Annotated in this window: 22 protein-coding genes; 12 read left to right on the top strand and 10 right to left on the bottom strand. The window is 38.4% G+C overall.

Annotated features, from left to right (window positions below; genetic code table 11):
- The first annotated feature begins 414 nt into the window (after window positions 1-414).
- Together GP480_RS03955 and coaD are read left to right on the top strand one after the other, a co-directional pair.
- Window positions 415-978, top strand: a complete 564-nt coding sequence (locus tag GP480_RS03955) for a hypothetical protein (RefSeq protein WP_237111347.1) — start codon at window positions 415-417, stop codon at window positions 976-978.
- Between the two features lie 3 nt (window positions 979-981).
- Window positions 982-1,464 (top strand): pantetheine-phosphate adenylyltransferase, encoded by a 483-nt coding sequence (gene coaD, locus GP480_RS03950; protein WP_160096039.1) that lies wholly within the window; start codon window positions 982-984, stop codon window positions 1,462-1,464.
- A 30-nt stretch (window positions 1,465-1,494) separates the two neighbouring features.
- Here the strand turns inward: coaD and nadA are convergent, their stop codons facing one another.
- From nadA to terL, 3 genes are all read right to left on the bottom strand, one after another.
- On the bottom strand, window positions 1,495-2,439 hold the full coding sequence (nadA, locus tag GP480_RS03945) for a quinolinate synthase NadA (protein WP_160096037.1): 945 nt from the start codon (window positions 2,437-2,439) through the stop codon (window positions 1,495-1,497).
- A gap of 52 nt (window positions 2,440-2,491) precedes the next feature.
- The gene (hemE, locus tag GP480_RS03940; RefSeq protein ID WP_160096035.1) at window positions 2,492-3,466 is read right to left on the bottom strand and encodes a uroporphyrinogen decarboxylase; all 975 of its coding nucleotides are present in this window, start codon (window positions 3,464-3,466) and stop codon (window positions 2,492-2,494) included.
- 406 nt (window positions 3,467-3,872) lie between these two features.
- Window positions 3,873-5,270 carry a phage terminase large subunit gene (gene terL / locus GP480_RS03935; RefSeq protein WP_160096033.1) on the bottom strand — a complete coding sequence of 466 codons (1,398 nt, stop codon included), beginning with the start codon at window positions 5,268-5,270 and terminating at the stop codon, window positions 3,873-3,875.
- A 78-nt stretch (window positions 5,271-5,348) separates the two neighbouring features.
- Between terL and GP480_RS03930 the strand changes: the two genes are divergently transcribed.
- The gene (locus GP480_RS03930) at window positions 5,349-5,984 is read left to right on the top strand and encodes an SDR family NAD(P)-dependent oxidoreductase (RefSeq protein ID WP_160096031.1); all 636 of its coding nucleotides are present in this window, start codon (window positions 5,349-5,351) and stop codon (window positions 5,982-5,984) included.
- A 75-nt stretch (window positions 5,985-6,059) separates the two neighbouring features.
- Here the strand turns inward: GP480_RS03930 and GP480_RS03925 are convergent, their stop codons facing one another.
- Window positions 6,060-7,088 (bottom strand): 5-(carboxyamino)imidazole ribonucleotide synthase, encoded by a 1,029-nt coding sequence (locus tag GP480_RS03925; RefSeq protein WP_160096029.1) that lies wholly within the window; start codon window positions 7,086-7,088, stop codon window positions 6,060-6,062.
- Window positions 7,089-7,547: 459 nt separating this feature from the next.
- On the opposite strand from GP480_RS03925, the gene dcd reads away from it, so the two are divergent.
- Entirely contained in the window at window positions 7,548-8,105 is a 558-nt protein-coding gene (dcd, locus tag GP480_RS03920) for a dCTP deaminase (RefSeq protein WP_160096027.1), read from the top strand.
- A 614-nt stretch (window positions 8,106-8,719) separates the two neighbouring features.
- On the opposite strand, the gene GP480_RS03915 is transcribed toward dcd, so the two are convergent.
- On the bottom strand, window positions 8,720-9,892 hold the full coding sequence (locus tag GP480_RS03915) for a hypothetical protein (protein ID WP_160096025.1): 1,173 nt from the start codon (window positions 9,890-9,892) through the stop codon (window positions 8,720-8,722).
- A gap of 164 nt (window positions 9,893-10,056) precedes the next feature.
- Here GP480_RS03915 and acpS point away from each other — a divergent pair, with 164 nt between their 5' ends.
- The 4 genes from acpS to era all read left to right on the top strand — a co-directional run bounded on the left by acpS (window position 10,057) and on the right by era (window position 14,209).
- Window positions 10,057-10,422 carry a holo-ACP synthase gene (acpS, locus tag GP480_RS03910; RefSeq protein ID WP_160096023.1) on the top strand — a complete coding sequence of 122 codons (366 nt, stop codon included), beginning with the start codon at window positions 10,057-10,059 and terminating at the stop codon, window positions 10,420-10,422.
- Between the two features lie 41 nt (window positions 10,423-10,463).
- On the top strand, window positions 10,464-12,203 hold the full coding sequence (gene dnaG, locus GP480_RS03905; RefSeq protein WP_160096021.1) for a DNA primase: 1,740 nt from the start codon (window positions 10,464-10,466) through the stop codon (window positions 12,201-12,203).
- Window positions 12,204-12,280: 77 nt separating this feature from the next.
- Window positions 12,281-13,216 carry an ACP S-malonyltransferase gene (gene fabD, locus GP480_RS03900; RefSeq protein WP_160096019.1) on the top strand — a complete coding sequence of 312 codons (936 nt, stop codon included), beginning with the start codon at window positions 12,281-12,283 and terminating at the stop codon, window positions 13,214-13,216.
- 66 nt (window positions 13,217-13,282) lie between these two features.
- On the top strand, window positions 13,283-14,209 hold the full coding sequence (gene era / locus GP480_RS03895; RefSeq protein WP_160096017.1) for a GTPase Era: 927 nt from the start codon (window positions 13,283-13,285) through the stop codon (window positions 14,207-14,209).
- A gap of 177 nt (window positions 14,210-14,386) precedes the next feature.
- Here era and gyrA read toward each other — a convergent pair whose 3' ends face one another.
- Window positions 14,387-16,996: a DNA gyrase subunit A gene (gene gyrA / locus GP480_RS03890; protein WP_160096015.1), complete on the bottom strand. Its 2,610-nt coding sequence runs from the start codon at window positions 16,994-16,996 to the stop codon at window positions 14,387-14,389.
- A 293-nt stretch (window positions 16,997-17,289) separates the two neighbouring features.
- Window positions 17,290-17,739, bottom strand: coding sequence for a dUTP diphosphatase (dut, locus tag GP480_RS03885; protein ID WP_160096013.1), 450 nt, complete (start codon window positions 17,737-17,739; stop codon window positions 17,290-17,292).
- Between the two features lie 258 nt (window positions 17,740-17,997).
- Here dut and GP480_RS03880 point away from each other — a divergent pair, with 258 nt between their 5' ends.
- Both GP480_RS03880 and GP480_RS03875 read left to right on the top strand, forming a co-directional pair.
- Window positions 17,998-18,945, top strand: coding sequence for a malate dehydrogenase (locus GP480_RS03880; protein ID WP_160096011.1), 948 nt, complete (start codon window positions 17,998-18,000; stop codon window positions 18,943-18,945).
- Between the two features lie 90 nt (window positions 18,946-19,035).
- Window positions 19,036-19,554: a crossover junction endodeoxyribonuclease RuvC gene (locus tag GP480_RS03875; protein ID WP_160096009.1), complete on the top strand. Its 519-nt coding sequence runs from the start codon at window positions 19,036-19,038 to the stop codon at window positions 19,552-19,554.
- On the opposite strand, the gene thiD is transcribed toward GP480_RS03875, so the two are convergent.
- From thiD to ubiE, 3 genes are all read right to left on the bottom strand, one after another.
- Window positions 19,551-20,315 carry a bifunctional hydroxymethylpyrimidine kinase/phosphomethylpyrimidine kinase gene (thiD, locus tag GP480_RS03870; RefSeq protein ID WP_160096007.1) on the bottom strand — a complete coding sequence of 255 codons (765 nt, stop codon included), beginning with the start codon at window positions 20,313-20,315 and terminating at the stop codon, window positions 19,551-19,553. The two genes, GP480_RS03875 and thiD, sit on opposite strands and share 4 nt — an antisense overlap.
- Window positions 20,316-20,519: 204 nt before the next feature.
- The gene (locus tag GP480_RS03865) at window positions 20,520-21,731 is read right to left on the bottom strand and encodes a pyruvate dehydrogenase complex dihydrolipoamide acetyltransferase (RefSeq protein ID WP_160096005.1); all 1,212 of its coding nucleotides are present in this window, start codon (window positions 21,729-21,731) and stop codon (window positions 20,520-20,522) included.
- Window positions 21,732-22,277: 546 nt separating this feature from the next.
- Window positions 22,278-22,970, bottom strand: a complete 693-nt coding sequence (ubiE, locus tag GP480_RS03860; protein WP_160096003.1) for a bifunctional demethylmenaquinone methyltransferase/2-methoxy-6-polyprenyl-1,4-benzoquinol methylase UbiE — start codon at window positions 22,968-22,970, stop codon at window positions 22,278-22,280.
- A 187-nt stretch (window positions 22,971-23,157) separates the two neighbouring features.
- Here ubiE and rpsB point away from each other — a divergent pair, with 187 nt between their 5' ends.
- Window positions 23,158-24,054 (top strand): 30S ribosomal protein S2, encoded by an 897-nt coding sequence (rpsB, locus tag GP480_RS03855; protein WP_160096001.1) that lies wholly within the window; start codon window positions 23,158-23,160, stop codon window positions 24,052-24,054.
- Between the two features lie 23 nt (window positions 24,055-24,077).
- Window positions 24,078-24,950: a translation elongation factor Ts gene (gene tsf, locus GP480_RS03850; protein ID WP_160095999.1), complete on the top strand. Its 873-nt coding sequence runs from the start codon at window positions 24,078-24,080 to the stop codon at window positions 24,948-24,950.
- Window positions 24,951-24,952: the final 2 nt, after the last annotated feature.

The raw sequence follows: 24,952 nt of genomic DNA, 5'->3' as shown, positions 1-24,952 counted from the left end.
GTTCTATTTATAGAAAAACCTACCTGAGTCATATACAATTATACACGTAGCTCACGCAGATTCTAAAGATATGAACAGTAATTATTTTAAATTCGAAATGGTGTTCTACGTGGAACATAGTAACATCTTCCCCAGTGGTCATATGTCAAACAAATGAAAAGGTTACTAAAAGTTATACTTTTTTTGCTCTTACTATTCATATCATCGCTTTCTCTAGCTATTTATCTAAAGAACTCAGATAAAGAAAATAAATACGAACTGCAGTTAAACAACCGAAATAATATACTCGTCTCCATTGGTTATTATATTGTTAAACCAATAATAGAACTGTATATAGACTCGAGACTGGATAATTACGGATTGTTCGATGGTATAAGGAGTAGACTTTTCTATGATCGATTAATTACGAAATCGTTGCTAAAGACAGGAGAAGGAAATGAAATAAAATGTGGTGATAAAGTCATAATAAATGCCTATGGAGACACAATAGGAAAGTTAGAGAAACTTGAATATGTTGTAGGAAAAAATCAACTTCCCATATTAAACATGATTCCAATAGGTATGAAAAAAGGAGAGGAAGCACACGTTAGTGTGCCGGGCTTTATAGCAAGTGAAGTTTTTTTAGATAAAAGGAACAGAAGTTTTACCTCATTCAAAGTTGAAATTATAGACGTAGAAAATAAAAATGCCCCAAACTCCGAAGTGAATCCTATAATACTAAATGGGAGGATAACAAATAAAAAACCAAAGTTTTGTGGTGACAACGCACACATAAATTATGAAATATATGATATCCGGGGAAATAAAATTATCTCAGAACAGATTGAGATAAAGATTGGTAGTGGATTGTCACCAATTGAGAATTTTGTAATAGATATGCAGCCACTTACCAAAAAAATAGTTATAACAAGGGGTAGTTTTCTAGATAAGAAACTGGACGATGAATTAAAAATCTTAGTAATAGGATTAATTAAATAATACATGAGGATCGGAATATATGCTGGAACATTTGATCCAGTAACACTAGGTCATTTAGATATAATAAAAAAAGCACTATTAGTGGTAGACAAGTTGATAATAGCTATTGCAGAGTGCACATCAAAAACTCCAACATTTTCAAGTGCAAAAAGAAAAATCTTCATTCAAAATTCTGTAGAAGAAATTCCAGGAGAGATCGAGATAAAAACTTTCAGAGGTCTTTTAGTTGATTTTGTCAGACAGGAAAAAAGCAATATTATATTACGTGGATTACGTGCCGTATCAGATTTTGAATATGAGTTTCAAATGAGTTGGGTAAATCATAAACTGGACGATAAAATAATAACGATATTTCTTCCTGCGTCACACGAAACACAATTTCTCTCATCAACTTTCGTCAAACAAGTAGCAATCCTTGGTGGAGATCTTTCACAATTTTTACCACATCAAATAATAGATGAGGTAAAATCGCACCTACTTAAGTAATAAGTACGAGTAATTTGATTCTTGTACCTTCTATTTATCCAGGTAAAAGAACATATTCTCAACAGCAGACTTTGCATCATGGAAAATTGATGGATCTATTTCTATTGATGGTTCCTCTTTATCTAAGCAGTGATACAATTTCTCCATTGTGTTCAGTCTCATGTAGGGACACTTGCTACACATAGTACACGTACCAGATGAATTAACTGATTCCACTGGGAGAAAAATACCAGATGGAAGAATTTTTCTTGCCTGGTGTATTATTCCTGGCTCGGTAAGGACTATGAACTTGAAAAAGCCTGATTTTTCTATATATGAAAGTATTTGTGATGTTGATCCAACAAAGTCTGCATATTTGAGAAGCGTAGCAGGACATTCCGGGTGAGCAACAACTTTTGCATCTGGATTTTCTAATTTAAGGGAAATAACATGTTTCTCGGAGAAATTTTCGTGCACTATGCAAGTTCCTTGCCAAATTTTCATTTCTCTACCGGTTTTTTTTTGTAAATAGTTACCCAAAAACTTGTCTGGAACAAAAACTATATTTTTATCTTTTGGTATATTGTTTATTATTTTCTCAGCACTAGACGATGTACATATCGAATCTGATATTGCTTTAACGTGAACTGAGGAATTTATATATGCCAAAACAAACGGATTCTCAACAGAACTTATAAATTTTTTCAAATGTTCAACTTTGCAAGAATCCTCTAAAGAACAGCCAGCTTTAATATCTGGGACAATAACCTTTTTTCCTGGACTTAGAAGCTTTGCAACTTCACCCATGAACGTAACACCACAGAAAGCGATGATCTTAGCATCTGTACTTGAAGCCTTTTTAGATAAATCAAGAGAATCACCAACAAAATCAGCTATATCCTGTAACTCATCATCTTGGTAATAGTGAGCGAGTATTATAGCATTTTTTCTTTTCTTCAGCTCCAAAATCTCTCTTTCAAGATTTTCAAGGAACATCACTTCAAAGACATCATAAGAGATACAACTATAGTTGTAACAAATTTACTTATTAGTTCCTAGATCTTATAAAATCTAAAACTGCTTCCACTGAAGAAAGCGGAGTTTCTTTGTAAATGCCGTGACCCAGATTGAAAATAAAATTCTTTCCTGAAAAAGCATCTATTATTCTTTCTGTTTGAAGAAGTGCCTCTTCTTTATTAAATGCTAGAAGATAAGGATCCAGGTTCCCCTGTATAAAAGCATGAGTTTGAAGATTATCTACTATCCAATCAAGTGGAAGAGAGTGATCAGTACTTATTACATCTACTGAAGTTTCTTTTACATATTGAAAATATGAAACTCCGGCTCCCTTAGGAAATCCTATAACTGGAACATCAAGTGATGAAACTATTCTTCTAGTTGGTTCTATAATGAACTCTTTGAATTCATTTGATGACGCTGCCCAAGCAAAACTTTCAAAAACTTGTATAAAGTCTGCGCCATGTTTGACTTGTTTTTTCAGGTATTGGATTGTTGCATCAGTCAAAATCGATATTATTTCTTTGAATTCATCGTGCCTTTTGTTAATGAATTTTTTTGTCCTTAAAAATGTCTTATCCCACCCACCTTCAATTATATAGAGTGCTATAGTCCATGGTCCTCCAGCGAAACCTATTAGGCTCTTATTCTGTGGAAGATGTTTTCTTGTTAGAGCAATTGCATCTAGTGTTGGAGAAATTTTCTCCTCAAACACATCATACACTAATTCATTTGGGTTACTAATTCTTTCTATTATAGGACCAACATCTTTTTTTATATCTATGTTACAACCAAGAGCTCTTGGTAGAACCAGAATATCAGAAAAAATTACTGCGGCATCAAGATCGAATCTTTTGATTGGCTGTAAAGTTATTTCTAATGCTACTTCAGGTGATTCGCACATCTGAAAAAAGGTCATTTTTTTGGATATTTCAAGATATTCAGGAAGGTATCTCCCTGCTTGTCTCATAAACCATGTGGATATTTTTTTATCTAGCAATGACATAATTACTCAAAAACCTACAGACAACTTACTGCAACGTGAGTCCCAATTCTACTACATACTTACTTTATGAATATATATTTTATTGTTAATGTAGTTTTAGGAAAAAGTGTTTATCAAATCTTTTGCACACCCTTTTGAACAAAATCAAATCTTATTAATTATAGTAAAAACATAAGCTCCACTATTGGGTAGAGTGGCGTATCTTAGGTGTAGTAATATGTTAACGGTTCTTGTTAATAAAGGAGATTTCAACTAAAAAAGAACTGAGGCCTTCGATTACATAGATTTGTTAAAATTATCTTTAAAGTCTTGTGTGATTTTTGAGAAAATCAAATCTATCAAAGATTTCAATAAATAATAAACCCCGTATAAACAGATTTTACACATACTTGTTAACATTACGGTTCTAGAGGAATTTTATATTCAGTTGGGGATAACACTTGGTAATCTCGTAGTTCAAATACTGCGTAAGGCTATCTATTTGGTCATCATAAACTGATCCTGGAAAGCTAAAAAGTTCCATCTCAAAATTTTCTAGCCATTCACCGGAATACGGTAAATAGAGCTTTCCTGATTCAAATATTGAAACGACACTGTAGAGTCTTTCTATTTTTTTTCTAACTGGAGTAATAGAAATTATTGGTAGAGCTGTTGATCTTCTAAGCTCTTGTACTAGAGCTTGTCCGCTTGATTTGTTCTCAATAAGAATGTAATTTGCTTTCCATTTCTCTGCGTTTTCAACAATTGCTTTTTTTATTTCAGGATAATCTAATTTTTTTCTGTATACGTCTAAAACATAAAATGCTGTTCTTGACCTTGCAAATGTAATGCAAACTGTATAATCACTTTGCTGAGTACCAAAAGCTGCTGTATCCCAGCTTTGAGATATATATAATATTTCGCTTATTTCTTCTTTTTCTAAGTAACGCTTTATCCACTCTCTCCTTATAATTGAGTTTATATTTGAAAGAGGGTTTTGTTGGTACTGCGAAGCAAAAACATACGTGCCAATCTCTGCTTTCAGTTTTGATATATTTTCGTGTTTTAAATAGTTTCTATTCAAAACTTCACCTTCTTTCCTTTTTAGAAGAGTCTTTTTTGAATTTATGGAAGTAATTTTTTCTTTCCTCTCTGCAATAAGTGGAAGCGATATAATGTGCCACTTGCCAGAAGTTCTTGTTAAATAACCACATATATCATCGTAATGAAGTCTCTGCATAACAATGATTGCTATGCTCTTTTTGCTATGATTGAGGCGTGTCATAAATGTATTTAGAAACCAATTCTTTGTTCTTTCTCTAAATGTATTACTATTCGCCTGTAGTGCATTTATTGGATCATCAGCTACTATTATGTCTGCTCCTTCTCCAGTAAGTGTTCCTGAAATTGAGGTCGCAAGTCGGAATCCCAACTTAGTAGTTAAAAATTTATTTTTTGTATTGTGATGCTTTGATATGACCGTGTCCTTGAACTTGTTCCTGTACCACTCAGAAGACATAATGAGTTTTGTTTCGAGTGAATGTTTAGTGCTTAGTAGGCTTGAATAGCTTGCTACTATTATTCCTTTTGAAGGTTCTCTTGAAAGAACAAACGCTGGAAATGCAACACTGACTAGGGTGGATTTCATGTGTCTAGGAGGAATGTTGATTATTAATCTGTTTATTTTTCCATTTAAACAGGCAATCAATCTGTCTGATATGACATTTATGTATCCACACTTTACGAACTTTTTGGCAGGAAAAAGAGTTTTAAATGAGTCTTTAAAGAACGCTAAAAACTCCTCCGTGGAATATTGTCTTTTCACCTACACGTTTTGTAGAGTATTAGAAAGTAGAAAATTCTATTTGTATTTCGTCTTTTAAAGAAGCAAAATTTACTCGTCTTGAAAAGAAAAGCAGCTTTAATAACAGGTTCAGCGAGAAGATTAGGAGCATTTATTTCTGAAATTCTTGCAAGTTATGGATATGATCTGATCCTACACTACAACAGGTCGCATGATGACGTAGTTTTATTAAAAGACAGATTGGAAAAAACATATAAGATACAAACTTATGTGTATCAAAAAGATCTGATTCTTTTAGATCATGTCGGAAAGATAATGGATAAATCGTTTGCCATATTTCCGCATCTTAACCTACTTGTAAATAATGCGTCGTTTTTTGTGCAAGACAGTATAGAGACATCTAGTCAAGCTATGTTTGATAGCTATTATCGGATACATGTTCTTGCACCATTTATTTTGATGCAAAGATTCATTTCTCATAACCCTAAAGGCGGAAAGGTCATTAACATTGTCGATGCACTAGTAAAGAAACGCGGAAGCAAAAAGTATTTTTCCTATTTATTTTCGAAAAAGTGTCTATATGAACTTACACTTATGATCGAGAATTCAATTAAAAATTGTGAGATCAGTTTCCACTCAGTGAACCCAGAGGTCGTAATAAAGGACGATGGAAATTTCGAAAATGAAAATCTAGCAAAATTTAAAGCCGACATTGAAAATATCTTACAGATGTAGAACGTTTTTAGGGGCTATTTTTGTGATTCTTGGTTGTTCTACTCCATTTAGGTTAGAACCAATGCCCTGGATGCCTTATGGATGCAGAATGTTTACATGACCCATCTTCCTTAGAGTTTTAGGTTGTTTTTTTCCATAGTTATAGAGTTTGACGTTTTTTTGTAGGAATAAATCCTTCCAAGTATTTATTTCATCGCCAAGAATATTCTTCATCGTGCACGGAACTATGAGATTGGGCTTTTTAAGTTTATTTCCTGTAATTGAAAGAACTAATTCTTCAAATTGATCAATATCGCAGCAATCCATGCTCCAGTGACCGGAATTGTGTGGTCTAGGAGCGATTTCATTTACAACTAACTTGTTATCTTCATCGAGAAAAAATTCTACACACAAGAGACCCTTTATTTCTAATAGATCTGCTATTTGAAATCCTATGTTTTCTACTTCAAGTGCAACATGATGAGGAAGTACAGCTGGAACGCTTGATGTTCTGAGTATTCCATTGACATGAACATTCTCTGCTATTGGAAAACATACATTCCCAGTTTCATTTCTTGAAATTATTATGGAAAATTCCTTACTTATCCTAAATAACTTTTCTCCTATTAGAGGGAATTCGAGGTTTTCAACTTCTCTTTTTAAATGATCATGACTCTCTAGTAAGAATTGCCCTTTTCCGTCATAACCACCCTCAATTGTTTTTAATAATACCGGAAAATCCAGACTATTAAGATCCTCTTTCTTTTGAATGTGCCAATACTCGGTTGTTGGTATTCCATTTTTTTTTAAGAATTCTTTTTCCAAGAATCTATTTTGTGCCACCTTAATCGCTTTAGTATTTGGAACGTTGAATTTATCGTGAAGTAGATCAAGTGTATCTAACGGTATGTTTTCGGTCTCAAACGTTATAGAGTCTACGTGTTCTGCAAAGTGAAGAATCGCTGACTTATCGAGAAAAGGTGCAACAACATAATCCCTTGCCACATCTATAGCTGGGGAGTTCTCTTCCTCTGCTAAGACGCAAACTTTAAAACCCAGATTATATGCAGCTATAGCTATCATTTTTCCTAGCTGTCCGCCTCCTACTATCCCAATGCGTTGCATTTTTTTCTATTACAAAGGTCCGTCTTTATAGTTACACCAAAACTGACCTAAAAATGAACTACCTTAGTGCTAAAGAATAGCTACTTGTTTTCAGGTTATTAAAACTTACTAATTCAGAATTTTGATAAACGTGTGTGGAAAAGATACTGTTTTTTTGAGTACCTGGGTTTCATAAGTTATGTAAGGTGATTTTTTTTGCTAGCATATCAGAAACATTTTTTGAAAAAAGTCACAGCTTCAATCTTCTGAAGGTGTAAATTCAACGTTCTGAAGTTACAGGTTCAGTATTTTGCTGTTGAAAACGATTTTCCTGCTAGTGCTTGGAGTTGATCTTGATAAAAAGAGAGCTGCTATTCAATGTAGAATTTGTGTGAGCTGCATAAATCCAGTTTTATATAGAGGTTTTACTTATATTGATGTATAAGTGTTAAGTTAGTTCTGGGAGCTTCAAGCCTTAAAATGCCCGTAATGCATGATCGATGGATAAAGTCCAAGGCCTTAGAATCTAGGATGATAGAACCGTTTGTATCGTCTAAAATCTCCAGCGGTGTAATTTCCTACGGGCTTTCTTCGTATGGATATGACGCGAGAGTATCGAATAGATTCAAGATCTTTACGAATCTTTCAGTTTCGCAAGTTGATCCAAAAAACTTTGATGAATCGGCACTTATAGAAAAAACAGGAGATTTCTGTATCATCCCACCAAACAGTTTTGCACTTGGGTGCACGGTCGAATATTTTAGAATTCCACGTGATGTTATAGTAATCTGTTTGGGGAAGTCTACGTATGCTAGATGTGGAATAATAGTAAATGTAACACCACTTGAACCCGAATGGGAAGGTCATGTTACACTTGAGTTCTCCAATACAACACCATTACCGGCAAAAATTTACTCAAACGAAGGTGTGTGTCAGATGATTTTTCTAAAGGGTAGCGCCGATTGTGACATTTCATATAAAGATGCGAAAGGTAAATATATGGGTCAAGCTGGTATTACTCTTCCAATCGTAAAGTAGTCCTCATTATTTTTGATTCATGTATGTGTTTCTTTTCGAGAGCTAAGAGAGTCCTATAACTATAGTTGGATATTCTTCTTATAGAGAGAGGAGTTAGAATTGGTGTTTGTATCATTTCTGCACGGGGAAATACAGGATCGAGCCCATTTAGGGCTGGTAAATCATATTTCTTTCACAGGAAAGTTTCAATTAGCATTTGCATTACCTACATATGAGGGGATGTAATTTCTGTAATCGACTAAGTCTGAAAAGCTGGATTTATACGTTCTCCTATTTGAGGATAGATTTTAAACCTAACTTTATTTCGATGTAGAAAAATAGTACCGTTTCTATGCTTGTTTTGGTGTGATTAGGGGTGTAGATAACTCAGCATTGGTTCCTTTTATCTTGCTTGTGTGTCATAGGGGAAAATTAAAAGAGCCATTCCTGTCCTTGCTATGTTGTCATGATGCTGGTGTAAACCATTTACTGATCACAGTAGGATTTAAAATCTGAGACCGCTAAGCCTATGGGAAGAGCATTTAGGATGTTTTTTGATAATATCCACCGGCGTTTTATCTCCAAATACGGAAGATTTCACTAGACTTATACTCATGTAGTTGCTTAAAAAATTGCTAGACCTGTATCTGTGTGCCTGCTCCCGTAGCTAGGTTGCACTGCGCTGAAGAGAGAATACAAGCTGGTCCTCCTAACGCTACAGCAGACGCTGAGTAGGAGAATCGTAGTGATTGACTCGTCTCGAGTACAGAACTGCAACAAGGGCATCCCTTTCCATGACTGTGGGACTGTTGCTCAAAAATGTGCCTGTGTTGAATAGTATGATCTTGGTTTAAAGAATTTCCTGATCCTCCGGTACCAGAAGCTATTATTGTTTGCATCTGCATGCCAACCGTGGTCGAGCCTAAAACCTCCATGCGAAAAATTGCAATTATTCTGTTCTTGACTTCGGATAGGAGATTCTTTAGGGTGGCCGATATATTTACACCTTTTAGAATCTGTAGGTCGTTTACCCATGTACTAGAGTAAGTACTATTAAACACGTAATACGCGGGAAATAAACTAGGAGGACACTCACTTCTTGGGTCATACGATTTGACTTGGCTTTGGATAGCCGAATGCGAAACTTGTATATCTTTGACAACTTGCGTAGCAAGGAACCTGGATTGTGATAAAGCCTGGTGCTGATAGACCAAAAGCGATTGTACGTCTGCTCTTCCAGAACTTTCTCTAACTGCTGCACTGAGGTTTGAAATCAGGCTACTTTGGATAGCCAAAATTCTATTCAGTGGCTCTCTACCTATGCTCCTACCAAGCGTGATTTCTCTTAATAGAGATGCTATCCTAATTTGCAAAGAAAGTTTCTCCTTGTGTTTCAGAAGAGCAAGAAGAGACTTAATCGTCTTGTTTCCAGTCTTTATTTCTAAGAGAAGTTCGTCGACGGATTTTCCACCAAACAAACTCCTAAGACCTGATATGACTTTCGCCCAAGTGGATGGACGAACAGCAAGAGAGAACTTATCAGCAACTATTCTGAAAATTCCCTTCTTTCTAGATACTTCTACTTTTTCTTCAATCTTTAATTCGTCTTCTTCACTTACACCAGAGACGAAGTCTTCGTGACATCTGAAGCCATTTACGGACTCAGTCTTCTCTTTGAAACTTTCCTGTAACTTTTTTAACTCTTCTAAATGACTCTGTTGCTGTTCTGTTATCCTTGCCCTATAACGGGCATCCGAAGAACTTTCATCAGTTTTGTCTTCTAGTTCATCATTTATCAACTTTTTCATGCGTGTTAGTATTTTGGCTAAGTCTAACAGAGAGTCTTAAATCTGCAAAATGCCAGAACATTCGTCCTTTTTTTTACCAACTATCGGGTTTTTCATTTTCATGTCTTAAGCACAACAGTATGGTCAAAACAAAAAATATTATGGATTCGGGCAATTCTCAATAGATGAAGAAAAAAACTAGCATAGGAGTCGATATTGTAAAACTATCTCGCATCGAGAAAGTGCTAGAACTTTATCAACAAAAATTTCTTTTGAGATTTTTCGACATGAACGAAATAAAAGAAGCCGAAGCGCACCGTGGGAAGGGTATGATCTCATATTTGGCAAAACGTTTTGCTGCAAAAGAAGCAATAATAAAAGCCCGAGGGCACGGTATAGGCCTAGCAATTAAACAGATCTCGGTAAGGAATAATTGTAAAGGAAAACCGTTCATTTACTTTAAAGACAGGATGCTTCGGAATTCCCAAATTTCTCTTAGTGATGATGGTGACTATGCAATAGCCTTTGTTGTTCTTGGTGATAGAATATGAGGAACTTCCTATTTGTTTCTTAGGTTGAGTGTTTTGTCTCTGTGTTAAAAAAATACATAGAACTAATTAAAGAAAGGATTCCTGTTTCCGAGGTTGTCAGTAGGACAGTTAAACTCAAAAGGGTTGGATCTAGACTTGTTGGAAAATGTCCATTCCATCAGGAAAAGACACCTTCGTTCTCGGTGAATGATAAAGGTAGATTCTTTTATTGTTTTGGTTGTGGTAAAAGTGGCGACGTTATAGATTTTGTTTCCCTAACAAAGCGATTAGATCTGAATGAAGCTGTTGAAGAGTTGGCTTCTAGCATAGGAATAAAAATAGACAAGAAAAATTCTGGGACGGAAAAATTTATCCAAGTATTTCAATTTCTAGAAGAGTTAAGGGATTGGTTTTGTAATAATTTGAACTCTAAAGTCGCTCAAGAAGCGAGTTATTACATAAGGAACCGTCTAGATGATGATGTGATTTCTGAATTTAAGTTGGGTTATTGTCCTTCTAATTTGACCTCCTTCATCAACAAAACCAAGAATTTTCCTAGCACTGTGATTAAAAGTTCTGGAGTCCTTGATAAACTGGGTAGATGTTACTTCAGAGATAGACTGGTTTTTCCAATAAACAATATACAGGGAAAAGTAATTGGATTTGGAAGTAGGGTTGTAAAAGAGGGTATTTTACCGAAGTACATAAACTCTTGTGAAACGGACTTTTTCAAAAAGAGTGAAGTGCTTTATAACATTGATAAAATCCCGAAGAATTCTGAAGAACCCATTATACTAGTAGAGGGATATATGGATGTTATATCTCTCTATCAATTTGGGTATAAGAGTGTTTTGGGTATTTTAGGAACGTCTATAACGTCACATCATCTTAAACTACTAAACCGATTAAAGAGAAACCTAATATTTTGTTTTGATGGTGACAATGCTGGAATAAAAGCTGCTGGTAGGGTAGTAGAGCTCATCATGGATGAGTTCATAAATTCTCTAGAGATAAAAACTACTTTCTCTTTCTTACCCATAGGTAAAGATCCCGATGATCTTGTGAGAAGTGATAGAGCTGCATTTCAGCGTGTTTTAGATGGTGCCAGAAGTTTATCTGATACAATATTCTTTTTAGCTAAATACGGGAGGCAATGCAGTTCGCCAGAGGACTTTATAGAGTTGGAAAAGATCTTAGAAAAATATCTGATAAACGTAAAGGACTATAAAATTAGAAAACATTTTCAAGATTTTTTTCAGCAGCAAATCTTTTTACTTAAAAGGAGTCTTCGTCAGCGTAATTTTATTTCCCCATGTAGGGATAGCGAAGACGCCACGCGTTTTGTAGATATTAAAAAACTTTCTTCTTCGGCTAGTACACACGTAGATAAGAAAGTCTTATTGCTAAAAATAGTTATAAAATTTCCAGAAGTTCTTCGGAGCGGTGATCGTGAAGAATATTTTTCTTTGTTAAAACTAAGCGACCCGCAACATGTGAAACTCCAATCTTTCATAGTGCAGTTGATCAACACCTCAGGTGATATTAGTGGTGCATCTCTTAAAAATGCGTTGCTTGCAGACAGAGAGACAGAAGCATCTTATAAGCTTCTGAGTGATTTAGCTTCACTTCCGGATAACATAGAAAAAGCAATCTTTTTATGGGATAGACTGCAGAAACAATTATGGCGCGACGAACTCCGAGAAGAGTATCGACGAATGATTCATTCTTCTGATCTAGATGAGAACAAAATGGAAGAAGCTCAAAGAATCTTGGCAAAGATTCGGGAGGCAGAAAAAGAATGAAGTTCATCTAAATTTGACTGCCATTTCTGGAGGGTATAAGTTTTGGTATTGCAAATCAGATCCTATTTAAAGTCTCTATGAAGATGTTTTTGTTTCCCGGACAAGGTTCTCAGCGTGTCGGTATGGGCAAAAGTTTATATGAGAATTTCTCAGTTGCCCGTGAGGTTTTTTCTGAAGTCGATGAATCTCTGGGTATGAAGTTATCAAAAGTAATGTTTGAGGGACCGGAACATATACTTTCGAATACCGAGAACGCTCAACCCGCACTTATGGCGACTTCTATGGCGGCACTTAAGGTTCTTTTGTCGGAGTCTGGAAAAAGTGTTTCGGAGTTGTCCGAGTACTTAGCTGGACATTCACTTGGCGAATATACTGCATTGTGTGCGTCTGGTGCTATTACGATTTCTCAAGTTGCCAAAGTTTTAAAAATTAGAGGAAAGTCGATGCAAGAAGCTGTGCCCATGGGTGAAGGTGGCATGCTTGCTCTGATTAAGGTAACTTTTGAGGAGGCACAGAATCTCATAGTGGAGTCAAAAGTAAACTGTGAAATTTCGAATGACAACAGTAATGAACAGGTTGTTGTTAGCGGTTTGACTACTGAGATAGAAAAGATCGAAGAGTATGCAAAACAAAAAGGTATAAAGCGTGTGGTGCGGTTGAAGGTGAGTGCGCCGTTTCACTGTAAGTTGATGCAGCGTGCCGTTATGCCAGTAAGAGCTGCCCTAGATAATGTAGAAATTGTTACACCTTCTGTTCCAATCGTGTCGAATGTTACAGCGAGTCCAGTAACAGAGGTTCAAAAAATAAAGGAGCTTCTAGTGCAGCAAATCACAAGCTGCGTACGATGGAGGGAGAGCATGCTTTTTTCAATAGAAACAGGTGTAAAAACTTTCATAGAAGTAGGATCAGGCAACGTTTTGAGCAGAATGCTATCTCGAATGAACCCACATGTGACAACATTGAATCTCGAAGGGGTAGATGATCTAGACAGAATTATTGCTACAATTGGGTGAGTTAGGTCGGATTTCTGCCGGCTTGCATGTATTCTGTTATAGAGGTTCCCTTTTCGAAAATTCCCAATGAGTAGTTCCGAATGTAATAGCAGCGATTGTCCTCAGATGGGAGAAAATTTTCGTACTCGCTCTGCTTTTGTCTCTCTCATTGGGAACAGTAATGTTGGTAAGTCCACATTATTGAATGCCATGGTTGGAAGCAAGATATCTGCGGTTACACATAAAGTACAGACTACAAGAACGAGAATCAGAGGTATATACACAAAAGGTGATGTTCAATTGGTTTTCGTTGATACTCCTGGGATTTTTATTCCGCGATGTCAGCTCGAAAGGGTCATAGTGAAAAACGCCTGGAGAGCATTCGCTGGGACAGATATTTTTTGTTTGATAATCGATCCAAGGCGCCCCGTCTCGGATAGTACAAAGGATATACTCAGGAAAGCTAATGGCAAGTTGGTACTGGTAATGAATAAAATAGATCTTGTGGAAAAACCAAGGTTACTAGCAGTTGCACAAGAACTAAACAGCTTGGGCCATTTTGATAAGACATTCATGATTTCTGCTCTCAAAGGTAGTGGAATTGATGATCTCATGGACTACCTTCTTAGATCGGCTCAGCCAGGACCTTGGTATTTTGATGAAGAAGATGAGACCGATATGCCTCTTGAGTTTAATCTTTCTGAAATTCTCCGGGAGAAGTTATTTATCAGACTACATCAAGAACTTCCTTACTCACTGACTGTAGAAACGGAAAATATTGAAATTCTTGATAAAACTGTAAAGATCAAGCAAGTACTCCATGTAATGAGTGAATCACATAAAATGATCGTAATAGGCTCTTGCGGGAAGACAATTGGTACTATCAGAAAATCTTCCGAGAGAGAGATGGCTAACCTTTTTCCCGGAAAGAAGGTGCACCTATCAGTATTTGTGAGGGTGAGTCCAAATTGGGGGGAAAAGTCTGATATCCTAAATACAATAAATTACATCTAGTCAGACCTAATCATCGAACAAAGCTTTCATACATTTCAGCAATCCCGTAGATCTTTACCTTCCATTTTTTCTGTACAGACCTATGAGACAATATAAGCCCTTCACGTGTTTCAATAACTCCTATCTATCTTTTGACCCTCAATTTCCGTACCTACCTAGTGAAATAAGGATTTCGTGTTAACTATCATTTTGACAATTTTCATTTATTTCGGAATCTTCCTCTTCCACCTCTTCTACCTCTGTTACCGAAGCAACTCTTTCCTCAGCCCTTATTGAGAATAGGCGTACACCCTGTGTATTACGCCCAAGAACCGGGATGTTGCTTGCTTCTATTCTTATGACTTGTCCTCTGTTTGTAACAAGCATTATATGGTTACTAAGCGTTACCTTGAAGCTCGAGACAACCTTACCGTTGCGTTCAGAAGTCGATATGTTAATTATCCCGACGCCTCCTCGGTTTGTTATCCTATATTCATAACTTGATGTGATTTTGCCATAACCATTTTCAGTAACTGTAAGAACAAACTGTTCTTCATGATTTTCGGGATTTTGGATTCTCTCGAGGAACTTCGTTTTCATGTACTCAGCTTTGTTTTCCGGTGAAAGAATCCGCTTATTCAGTATTGAAAGGGAGATAGCGTTATCATCTTTTCCCAAAGTTATAGCTTTTACACCTTCGGAACTCCTACTCTTAAGGACTCTCAAATCTTCAACCAAGAACCTTATGCATTTTCCGTCCTTGGTAGAAATAAAAATACAATCTTCATTCTGAGCAGTTTTGACAGATATTAACGCGTCGTTATCGTTGAGTTTGATAGCTACCTTTCCATTTGCTGGGACATAGGCAAAGTCACTCATAGAGTTGCGTTTGACCTTTCCTTGGGCAGTCAAGAATATTAAGTTCTCAGCATCGGAATTTTTCAAAGGAAGAATACTTGTAATAGATTCATCATCAGCAAGATCAAAAATGTTCACCAAAGCTCTTCCACGCGATTGAGGTTCGCCTATAGGCAACTTGTAAGCCTTTAACTTATAGACTTTACCTTTACTGGAGAAGAAGAGTATTTCATCGTGCGTACTGAGAACAAAAATCTGTGCCAACTGATCCTCAGATTTTATGTTTTGTGCGATACGGCCCTTTCCTCCTCTTCTCTGAACCCTGTAATTTGAGATTTGGACACGCTTTATATACCCAGAATATGTTGCTGTGACAACGACTTGCTCGCGTTCGATAAGGTCCTCTTCTGCATACACGGCATTGACATTTTTTAAAATAACACTCTTCCGTGCTTGCGGGTACTTCGCCTTTATTTCATTCAGTTCCTGCACTATTACATTTATCAAAACAGCCTCATTTCCCAGTATTGAAGCACATTCTTTGACGATGTTCATTTCGGCATGAATCTCGGCAACCAATTGACCTTTCTCAGTGTTGGTTATACGTTGCATTTTCATTTCCAAGATTGCCTTAGACTGCGCTGTGCTGAGTTTGTATTCTCTGTTCAGAAGCTTAATGTTTGAGATAGTTTCTACAAGTAGCTCAAGTTCTTCGTCTATAGCCCAGTGTTTAGCGCAAAGTGCTTTTATTGCAGTCTCGTTATCTCCGGAGGATTTTAAAATACGTACGACTTCATCAATGTTGAGAATTGCTACATACAGCGCGACCAGAACGTTAGCCTTTTCTCTAGCCTTGGCGAGTCTAAACTCTGTTCGTCTCGAGATTACTTCCTTTCTGTGAGCAATGAAGGCTGCCAAGATGTCCCTAAGAGACATCAGAGTAGGCTTCATGTTGTCAAGAAGCATCATATTCGTGCTGTACGATGTCTGAAGCTGCGTCATCTGGAAAAGTTGGTTCAGAACCACTTCAAATGAAGCACCCCTTTTTAGTTCTATTACGACCCGTATTCCTTCCTTGTTTGACTCGTCTCTCAGATCACTGATTGAATCAAGTCTCTTTTCCTTCACCAAAAGAGCTATGTTTTCTATTAACTTTGCTTTATTAACCTGGTACGGGAGCTCATCGACGATAATTGCTTTTCTTGTTTCAGTTTCTTCGAAATGTGTCTTGCTCCGTATGATAATGGAGCCTCTACCGGTTTCAAAAGATGCTTTTATTCCTTCCTCGCCGATAATCAATCCCCCTGTAGGGAAGTCAGGGCCTTTTATAACTTTTAGGAGTTCGTCAGTTGTTACGTTATTGTCTTCTAAGTACAACTTACATGCCTCTATTACTTCGGATAGATTATGAGTTGGTACATTCGTTGCCATTCCGACTGCTACCCCGGCTGTTCCATTGACCAGGATATTTGGGAATTTTGCTGGCAGAACAACAGGCTCCGTTTCTGAATTATCATAGTTTGAACGGAAGTCCACGCTGTTTTCATATAGATCGTCGAGTAGAAACTTAGATATGTACTCCAGACGTACTTCTGTGTAGCGCATTGCTGCAGCTGGATCGCCATCTACAGAACCAAAGTTTCCCTGCCCATCTATCAACGGTACGAGTAGGGAAAAGTTCTGTGCCATACGAACCAGAGCATCATATATAGCACTATCACCGTGCGGGTGGTATTTACCAATAACCTCACCGATTACCCTAGCCGACTTTCTATAGGGCTTGTTCCAATAGAAAGAAAGCTCATTCATAGAATACAGAATTCTCCTATGTACAGGCTTCAGTCCGTCTCGTACATCGGGAATGGCCCTGTTTATAATTACGCTCATTGCGTAAGAAAGGTAAGAGGATTTCAGTTCCTGCTCTAGATTTACCGGTATTATGGTCGACATACGCACTACTCCCAGGGAAATGATAAATTAATTCGTCCGATATTTATAGTCACTCCATCTTGGAGTATTTGGGAGATGACATAGCTTTCGCCGAGATGTTTAACAGGTGGGATCATACAGAAGGGCGCTAAATGATCATAGATGACCGGAATAGAAATATCCATATTACCATCCTTATTTGTTTCAGATGAAACCTTCGAATTCGACCAGCCTCTCTTTTAAGTTGCTTACTTAACGACTCCATCTGGCCTTTGAACTAATCTAGACTCAATGCCAGTTTGGTCACCACAACCTTACTGAGTCCCAGTTGATCCAAAACCCCCGGAAGCCCTTTCTGTTTCCCCGATTTCTCCTGCTTCTATTAGCAGTATTTGTTGTACTTTTGCTATTACCATTTGAGCTACCCTATCGCCCCTGTTGATAGTAAATTCATTCTTAGACAGGTTTACTAAACAGACTTTTATTTCTCCCCTATAGTCCTGATCTACAGTGCCGGGACTATTAAGAACCGTTACACCAAACTTTGCTGCGAGACCTGAGCGTGGTCTTATCTGCGCTTCTAATCCCTCGGGTAGTTCGATGCAAATGCCTGTAGGGACTAGCTCAAACATTCCAGGTTTCAAGACCATGCTCTTTTCTATAGCTGCACGAAGATCTAATCCTGAACTTCCCTTGCTTGCATATTTTGGTAGTTCTAAATCTTTGCCGTGTGGTAACAGAAGTATCTTTGCGTATTTTTGCATGTAGGATCCTTCACTTTGAGCTTTCCTTCACTCTAACAAGTATGTCACTGAATGTAAATTTCGCAGTGAAATGAACGTGATTGAAGTACTACTGAAAAAATCCGTTTATGATAACGCGTAAATATGGCGCCGAGCGTAAGTTTCATTAGGAGACCGACACAATGAGAATGTCATCAAATAGAGGCTGTGTATGGGAACTATGTATTGATGGACTTCTGTTTTAGAATTGGTGTAGTTGGGTGATAGGAGTGGGTTCAAATGAAAGTGAGTTTAATTGGTGCTGGCAATATTGGTGGGACCTTGGCGTATTTGATAGCCTCGAAGAAGTTAGCTTCAGAGATCGAATTAATTGATGTTAACGGAGACCTCGCAAGGGGTAAAGCATTAGATGTTTCACAGGCTCTTCCACTCATTGGCTACACAATGAAGATTAATGGCAGTGCCAATATGGAAAGAATCAAAGGTTCCTCAGTAATTATCATAACTGCTGGTATTCCACGGAAGCCTGGCATGACACGTGAAGAACTAGTTGATGTAAATGCTGTCGTTATGAAAGAAGTAGGGGAAAAAATAAAAAAGCTTGCCCCGAAGGCATTTGTAATAGTTGTGACTAACCCACTAGATGTAATGGTTTGGGTCCTTTACAAGGCAGCCGAAATTAATCCTGATAGGATCGTTGGTATGGCTGGCGTCCTCGATTCGAGCAGAATGAATTTTTTTCTTGCGCAAGAGCTAGATGTTTCAGTAGCGGATGTTAAATCACTAGTGTTAGGTAGTCACGGTGATTCTATGGTTCCCCTGTTTAGACACTCTACGGTTTCTGGTATGAGTCTACCTGAGTTGGTCAGTGCGGGTTTTCTAACGAAGGATAAGGTGGACTCAATTATTGAACGTACTCGTAGTGGTGGTGCCGAGATAGTTGCCCTCTTGAAGACTGGTTCAGCCTACTATACTCCCGCTGCGTCTGCACTGGAAATGGCAGAAGCATATTTGTTGGATCAGAAAAAAACACTCGTGTGCTCTGTAACGATGAAGGGTAGGTATGGAGTAGAGGATGATGTCTTTTCTGGTATACCAGTTATTATAGGATCAAGTGGTGTAGAGCGTGTGATCGAGCTTGATTTAGATCCTGATGAGAGAAGGATGTTCGAAAATTCGCTTGCTGCAACAAGAAAATTAGTCGTGGAAGCGCAAAAATACTTTTAAAAGTTGCCTGTTTTCTTTTTAGCATGAGGTTATTGTATGCGTGTCTCCTTGTAAGTGTTTTATGGTATTTGAAAAGAATTTTCCTGTTCGATGAGCTATGTAGCATTAGGTGTTGATCCGGGTCTCATTCGTACGGGTTGGGCTCTAGTGGAGTACGATGGTCCGTGTAATATGCGTTATATTGACTCTGGAGTAGTAGAAACAGCTTCTCATGAGAAGCTTTCTTCCAGGTTGGAAAAGATTCATCATGGTATCAGTGACGTGATTGAGAAAGCGGGTCCATCTATTGCGGTTTTAGAGAAGGTATTTGTTAACAGCAACCCGTATTCTTCGCTTAACTTGGCTTATTGTCGAGGTGCTCTGATACTTACACTAGCCCTGAAGGGTCTCTGTATAATCGAATTCGCTCCCAGTGTTCTCAAAAAACGTGTGACGGGGAATGGTCGTGCTACTAAAGCTCAGGTTAAGTACATGGTAGAACAACTGCTTGGGTTGGATTCTTGCTTATCAAAATACTCAGATTTGTACGATGCGCTAGCATTGGCAGCTTCGGTGACCAGACACGACATCATGGAGGCAAAAAGCATGCGAGCGCACTTCTCCGATTAAGTATCAGTGCTGTATAAAATCTTCATGCGAGCAATCTCGTTTCTCAGAAGATCTGAAGCAAGATGAATTGATTCTCTTAAGGATTTACCGATTGACATGTAACATGCAATCGCTGAGGATAACCTACACCCCGAGCCGTGAGTTATATTTACCCCTATTACTTCGTTCTGAAATTCCGTGGTAGTTCCCTCCTGTGAAATGAGTAAATCCATGATCTTACCTTTCTTGACGTGAATTCCTTTTACAAGGACGTTTTTTGCACCTAGTTCAAGGATTCTCGACGCGGCAATTTTTGCGGATTCAGAATCAAAGACTTTACTTCCCGATAGGGTACCGGCTTCAAAGAGATTGGGAGTAACCAAGTATGAGATAGAGAGAAGCTTTCTGAGTAACACCTCGATTGCACCTTCATCAGCGAGCTTGGAATTTGAAGTAGATATCAAAACAGGATCCAGTACAATTGGGATCCCAGTATCTTTCAAAATATCATAGATGGCCAGTGCTATTTCACTGTTACCCAACATTCCTATTTTTACTGTCTTTGGTTTTCTAGAGAGTGCACAAGCTAATTGCTTTGACACGATTTCCCCAGATAAATGCTGAATTGCATGTACGCCCTTCAAGTCTTGAGCTGTAATACACGTGACAACATTCGATGCACTACATCCCAGTAATGCAGCGACTCTAAGGTCCGCCTGTAGTCCGGCCCCACCTATAGAATCTGAACCTGCGATGATGCAGACCTCTGCTATCTTATGCATGTATTCTGTGAAAAATATCGTTTCTATATTCTTTTTCTTTTAGTTCCTTTTTTGATTGCATAAGGCTCACTTGCTATGGGCAGATCCTGCGTCTACAGACCAGCACAACGATATCCAACCACGTGACCCTCGCTTGATTTGTAAGAAACTGTGTAAATCCTGCTGCAAACGTTTCACTTGGAATTCTATGGTTACAAGGCGGTATTATAACATTATTACAGGATCTTCTATTGCCTTTTTAAGGGATTGCATAAACCTTGCTGCCACTGCTCCATCGACAACCCTATGATCACAAGATAATGTTAGCGTCACGACATCACTAACTACAATCTCATCACCAAAAACAGTTGGAACCTTTCGTGCTGTACCTACGGCAAGGATTGCTGCCTGAGGTGGATTGATTATCGCTGTAAACTCATCTATGCCATACATGCCGAGGTTGGAAACAGTGAAAGATCCACCCTGGAATTCCCGCGGTTGGAGCGTACCCATCTTTGCTTTACCTACTAATTCCTTAACTTTCTCTGAAATAGATGCAAGCGAAAGCTTATCTGCCGAGAAGATTATAGGTGTAATAAGCCCGTCCGCGATGGCAACAGCAACTGATATATCAATAGTTTGATTCTGCCTAATAAAATCCCCTTCCCACGACACATTCATCGCCGGATTCTTATGCAAAGCAAAGGCACACGCCTTTATAACGAAATCGTTAACTGTGACTCTTTTTTCCAAACAGTCCTCGAATTTTTTCTTGGCTGATAGCAGATGCTGCAAATAGCAAGTTACGGAAAGGTAAAAATGAGGAACATTTTGCTTTGATTCCACGAGTCTTTGTGCTATCACACGCCGCATCGGAGAAACAGGTATACTGGTTTCGGTGCAATGTCCGCGCATTTCAGCTTGTGGACTATTATCGAGTAACTTGAGCAAGTCGTTTTTTACGATTCTACCGTTAGGGCCGCTCCCGCTTCCGACAAGTGATAAGTCAATACTATTGATGGATGCAATCTTTTTTGCAAGCGGAGTTGCAACTATCCTATCCTGTTGCCTCGCATCTGGCGGACTAGCGAGATTATTTTCTATTTTATCTTCATTTGGTGTTTTTGGTTTATCGTCGGTGACAGTGGGTTTGTCTATTTCGGATAGAAACTCCTCCAGTTCTTTATTGCCCTCACCATCGTCTAGCAGAACAGCTATTGGCTCATTTACCTTTACGCCTGCAGTCTTTGCCGGGATGAGTATTTTGCCTAGAACTCCCTCGTCTACAGCTTCAAACTCCATAGTGGCTTTATCAGTTTCTATTTCCGCTATTACCTGTCCTGCTTCTACTTTTGCACCCTCACTCACTAGCCATTTTGCAAGTGTACCTTCCTTCATTGTTGGCGAGAGCGCCGGCATTAGTATCTTTACTGGCATAAAGACGTGCTTTTGAAAACACCGGGAATTATCTATCCTTTTGCAGAATTTGTCAAAATTTTGGCAAGCTGATGGGGTTTTCAGAGGATCTACGAATGGTGTAACGGTGTACTTCTGCAAACGTCGGGATAGATCTATGCGTTTGCAGAAGTTTCTAGAATTTTAGTGAGCTGATATAAGCTTTTCTAAAATTTCTGAAAAAATGTGTGTTTTTCTAGGTAAAATGCATAGTCGCAACCTGAGAAGGAAGTTTGTCTATCCTACAGGAGATTTCTGACACGGTTAAGATAATACTCAATCTTGTGGATGAATCTGGAAACTCCCCGTGTGAATTAGCTAGCTTATGCTGCCTCTGGCAATAATGTATGGATAGATTCAGGAAAAGAAATCAACAGGTAAGTAACTACCTGATTTGTAGTTGCAGACGTTTCTAATCTCAAATAAACAAGACAAGTATTTCCACTGTAGAACAATGTTATCAAACCATTATTAGCATTTGTGTTGATGTCTTTTCCAATTACATACTTAGGAAACTTGCTTAGGACCTTACAGTTTTGTTGCTGTGTGAATTGCTACTACTCCAAACGTTTCTTTCCTGTATTTGATTCTTCCGAATCCTGTACCACGAATAATTTCACGAAAGCCTTCCGCGTCGGGAAATTCTTTAATACTATCGATCAGGTATGTATAAGCTTGCTTATTTTGCGTTACTTTTTCTCCTATCCATGGAATAAAGGTACGTGAGTAAAAATTGTATAATAAATTCATACACTTGTTCTCTACCTTACTGAACTCTAAACAGGAAAACTTTCCACCTGGTTTTAGGACCCTATAAGCTTCTGCTAGAGATTTCTCAATATCAGAGAAGTTGCGCACACCAAATGCAACAACGTAATGGTCGAAACTGCAATCTTCAAACGGTAACTGCGCTGCGTCCGCTGAGACTACCTCTAAGCTCACATAACCTTCATCAAGTAAGCGGTCCTTTGCTATTTCTAGCATCTCATGATTTTTGTCACACAGTACTATTTTGGCAGCAATGTGTGTCTTTAAGAGACGTAGTGTGATATCTCCCGTTCCAGCAGCCATATCGAGTACACGCTGATTCGGGAGTAAGCCAATCGATTTCACGAAGTTGCGTTTCCACTGTCTGTGTATACCGACACTCATTATATCATTCATCAGGTCATATCTTTGTGATACTGAAGAAAATATTTCGTTTACAAAATCTTTTTCCATTACGATTTAATTTAGAAAACATGGGAATGCCAAAACTCAAGTACTCCAAAAAGGACGTTGAAGATTCTTTTTTGCATTTCTTGTTCTATCTACTGGTTTGTGGGTTCCTTCTCTTGATAAGGGAATTTTTCTATACTAACCTTAACTCCAGGAATAAACTAGTTGGACATTTGAGAACCGGAATAGAATGCAGTCTATATTTGACAGAGTAACGGTAAAAAACCTTTTTGAGGTTGGTGCGCACTTGGGCCATAAGACGCGCTTTTGGAATCCGAAGATGGTTTCCTACATATACGGTACAAGCAATGCCAAGACCCATATAGTGGATTTGCAAAAGACTGTGCCAATGCTTAGGGCAGCTCTTAAGGCAATAAGTGATGTCGCTGCGAATTCAGGTAGGGTGTTATTCGTCGGAACAAAAATGCAGGCCTGCGAAATAATCAAAGAAGAAGCGACGAGGTGTGGTCAGCATTATGTTAATCTTAGGTGGCCTAGTGGAATGTTCACCAATTGGAATACCGTTTCTAAGTCCGTAAAAAAGCTTGTTCACTATGAGAAACTGCTTGAGCAAGAAGGTGATGTGTTAAGCAAAAAAGAGCGACTCAGCATCAACAGAAAGAGAGAGAGGATAGAAAAGTATCTTGGTGGTGTAAGGAAAATGGGTGGTTTACCTAGTATTGTTTTTGTAATCGACCCGAAAAAAGAACACATAGCAGTCGAAGAAGCGTGGAAACTTGGTATTCCTGTGGTTGCGGTTGTTGATACCAACTGCGATCCGAGCAAGATAACTTACTCGATTCCTGGAAATGATGATTCTTTAAGGTGCATAGAATACTATTGCAGCTTGGTTGCTGATGCGGTTCTGGTGGGTATAGAAAGCGAGCTTCAAAGGAAACAAAGTAAGGAGTTAGATGATAAAACAGATGAAAAAGCTGCTAAGGTTTCTCACTCGGATGAGCAGAAAAAAGGAGCTTCTATCCGTATAGGTGCTGATAAAGGGGCTTTGCAGAAACGAAGGGTTTCTACAGAATTAGAGAAACAGGACAGTGTGGATGCACCTAAGCTTTCCGAAAATAAAGGTTGATGTATAGGACGGTGTAATTTCAAATGGGTAAGATAAGCTTGGAAGATCTGAAGAGTTTGTCAAAGGAGACTTCTGCTGGATTGGTTCATTGCAAGCAGGCTCTGACCGAAGCGCAGGGTGATCTTGTTAAAGCAAAGGAAATTCTAAAGGAATTGGGGCATGCGGTTTCTGCGAAGAAGGCCGATAGAGGTGCTCGAGATGGTGTCGTTGGGGCCCTTTCTTCTGGAAAGTTTGGGATAATGCTTGAGATGAATTGCGAGACAGACTTTGTTGCACGTAATGAGAAATTTCAGCAATTTGCACAGTCGGTGCTTGAAGCTGCGTGTGCTGCTAAAGCCAAGTCTGTTGATGAGTGTCTTGATGTTTTGTTACCAGGAGGTCAGAAAGTCCGCGACGCAATAGTGGAGCAAATTGCAGTTTTTAGGGAGAACATAATTCTCTCCAGATGCGTTGCTTACGAGGTCCCCCAGAATGGTTTGTTGGGTGTTTATGTTCACAACAAGTATGTCGAAAATCTTGGTAAGATAGGTGTTGCAGTTGCGCTGGCATCGGAGGCCGACCCTTCTTTTCTTTCTTCTGTCGCAAAGGATATCGCTATTCAGGTAATGTCCGAGTGCCCACAGGCAATCGATGTTGCTGGTATACCAGCGGAGCTTCTTGAATCTGAAAAGCAAAAATACAACGTGGAGGTCGAGGGAAAGCCCGCTTCGATTGCTGAAAAAATTGTTGCTGGCAAAGTGAGTAAATTCTATAAGAAAGTTGTCCTTCTAGAACAGCCTCTATTTTCAGATCCTGAGAGGTCCGTAAGGCAATATATTTCTGACAAAGAAATGGAATCTTCAACTAAGATTAGTGTTGTCTGGTATGAAGTGTTTGTTCTTGGAGATGCTGGTTGAGC

Origin of the sequence: Neorickettsia findlayensis, from assembly GCF_009856525.1 — a bacterium.
Classification (GTDB): Bacteria; Pseudomonadota; Alphaproteobacteria; order Rickettsiales; family Anaplasmataceae; genus Neorickettsia; species Neorickettsia findlayensis.
This window is presented reverse-complemented; position numbering and strand designations above follow the sequence as displayed.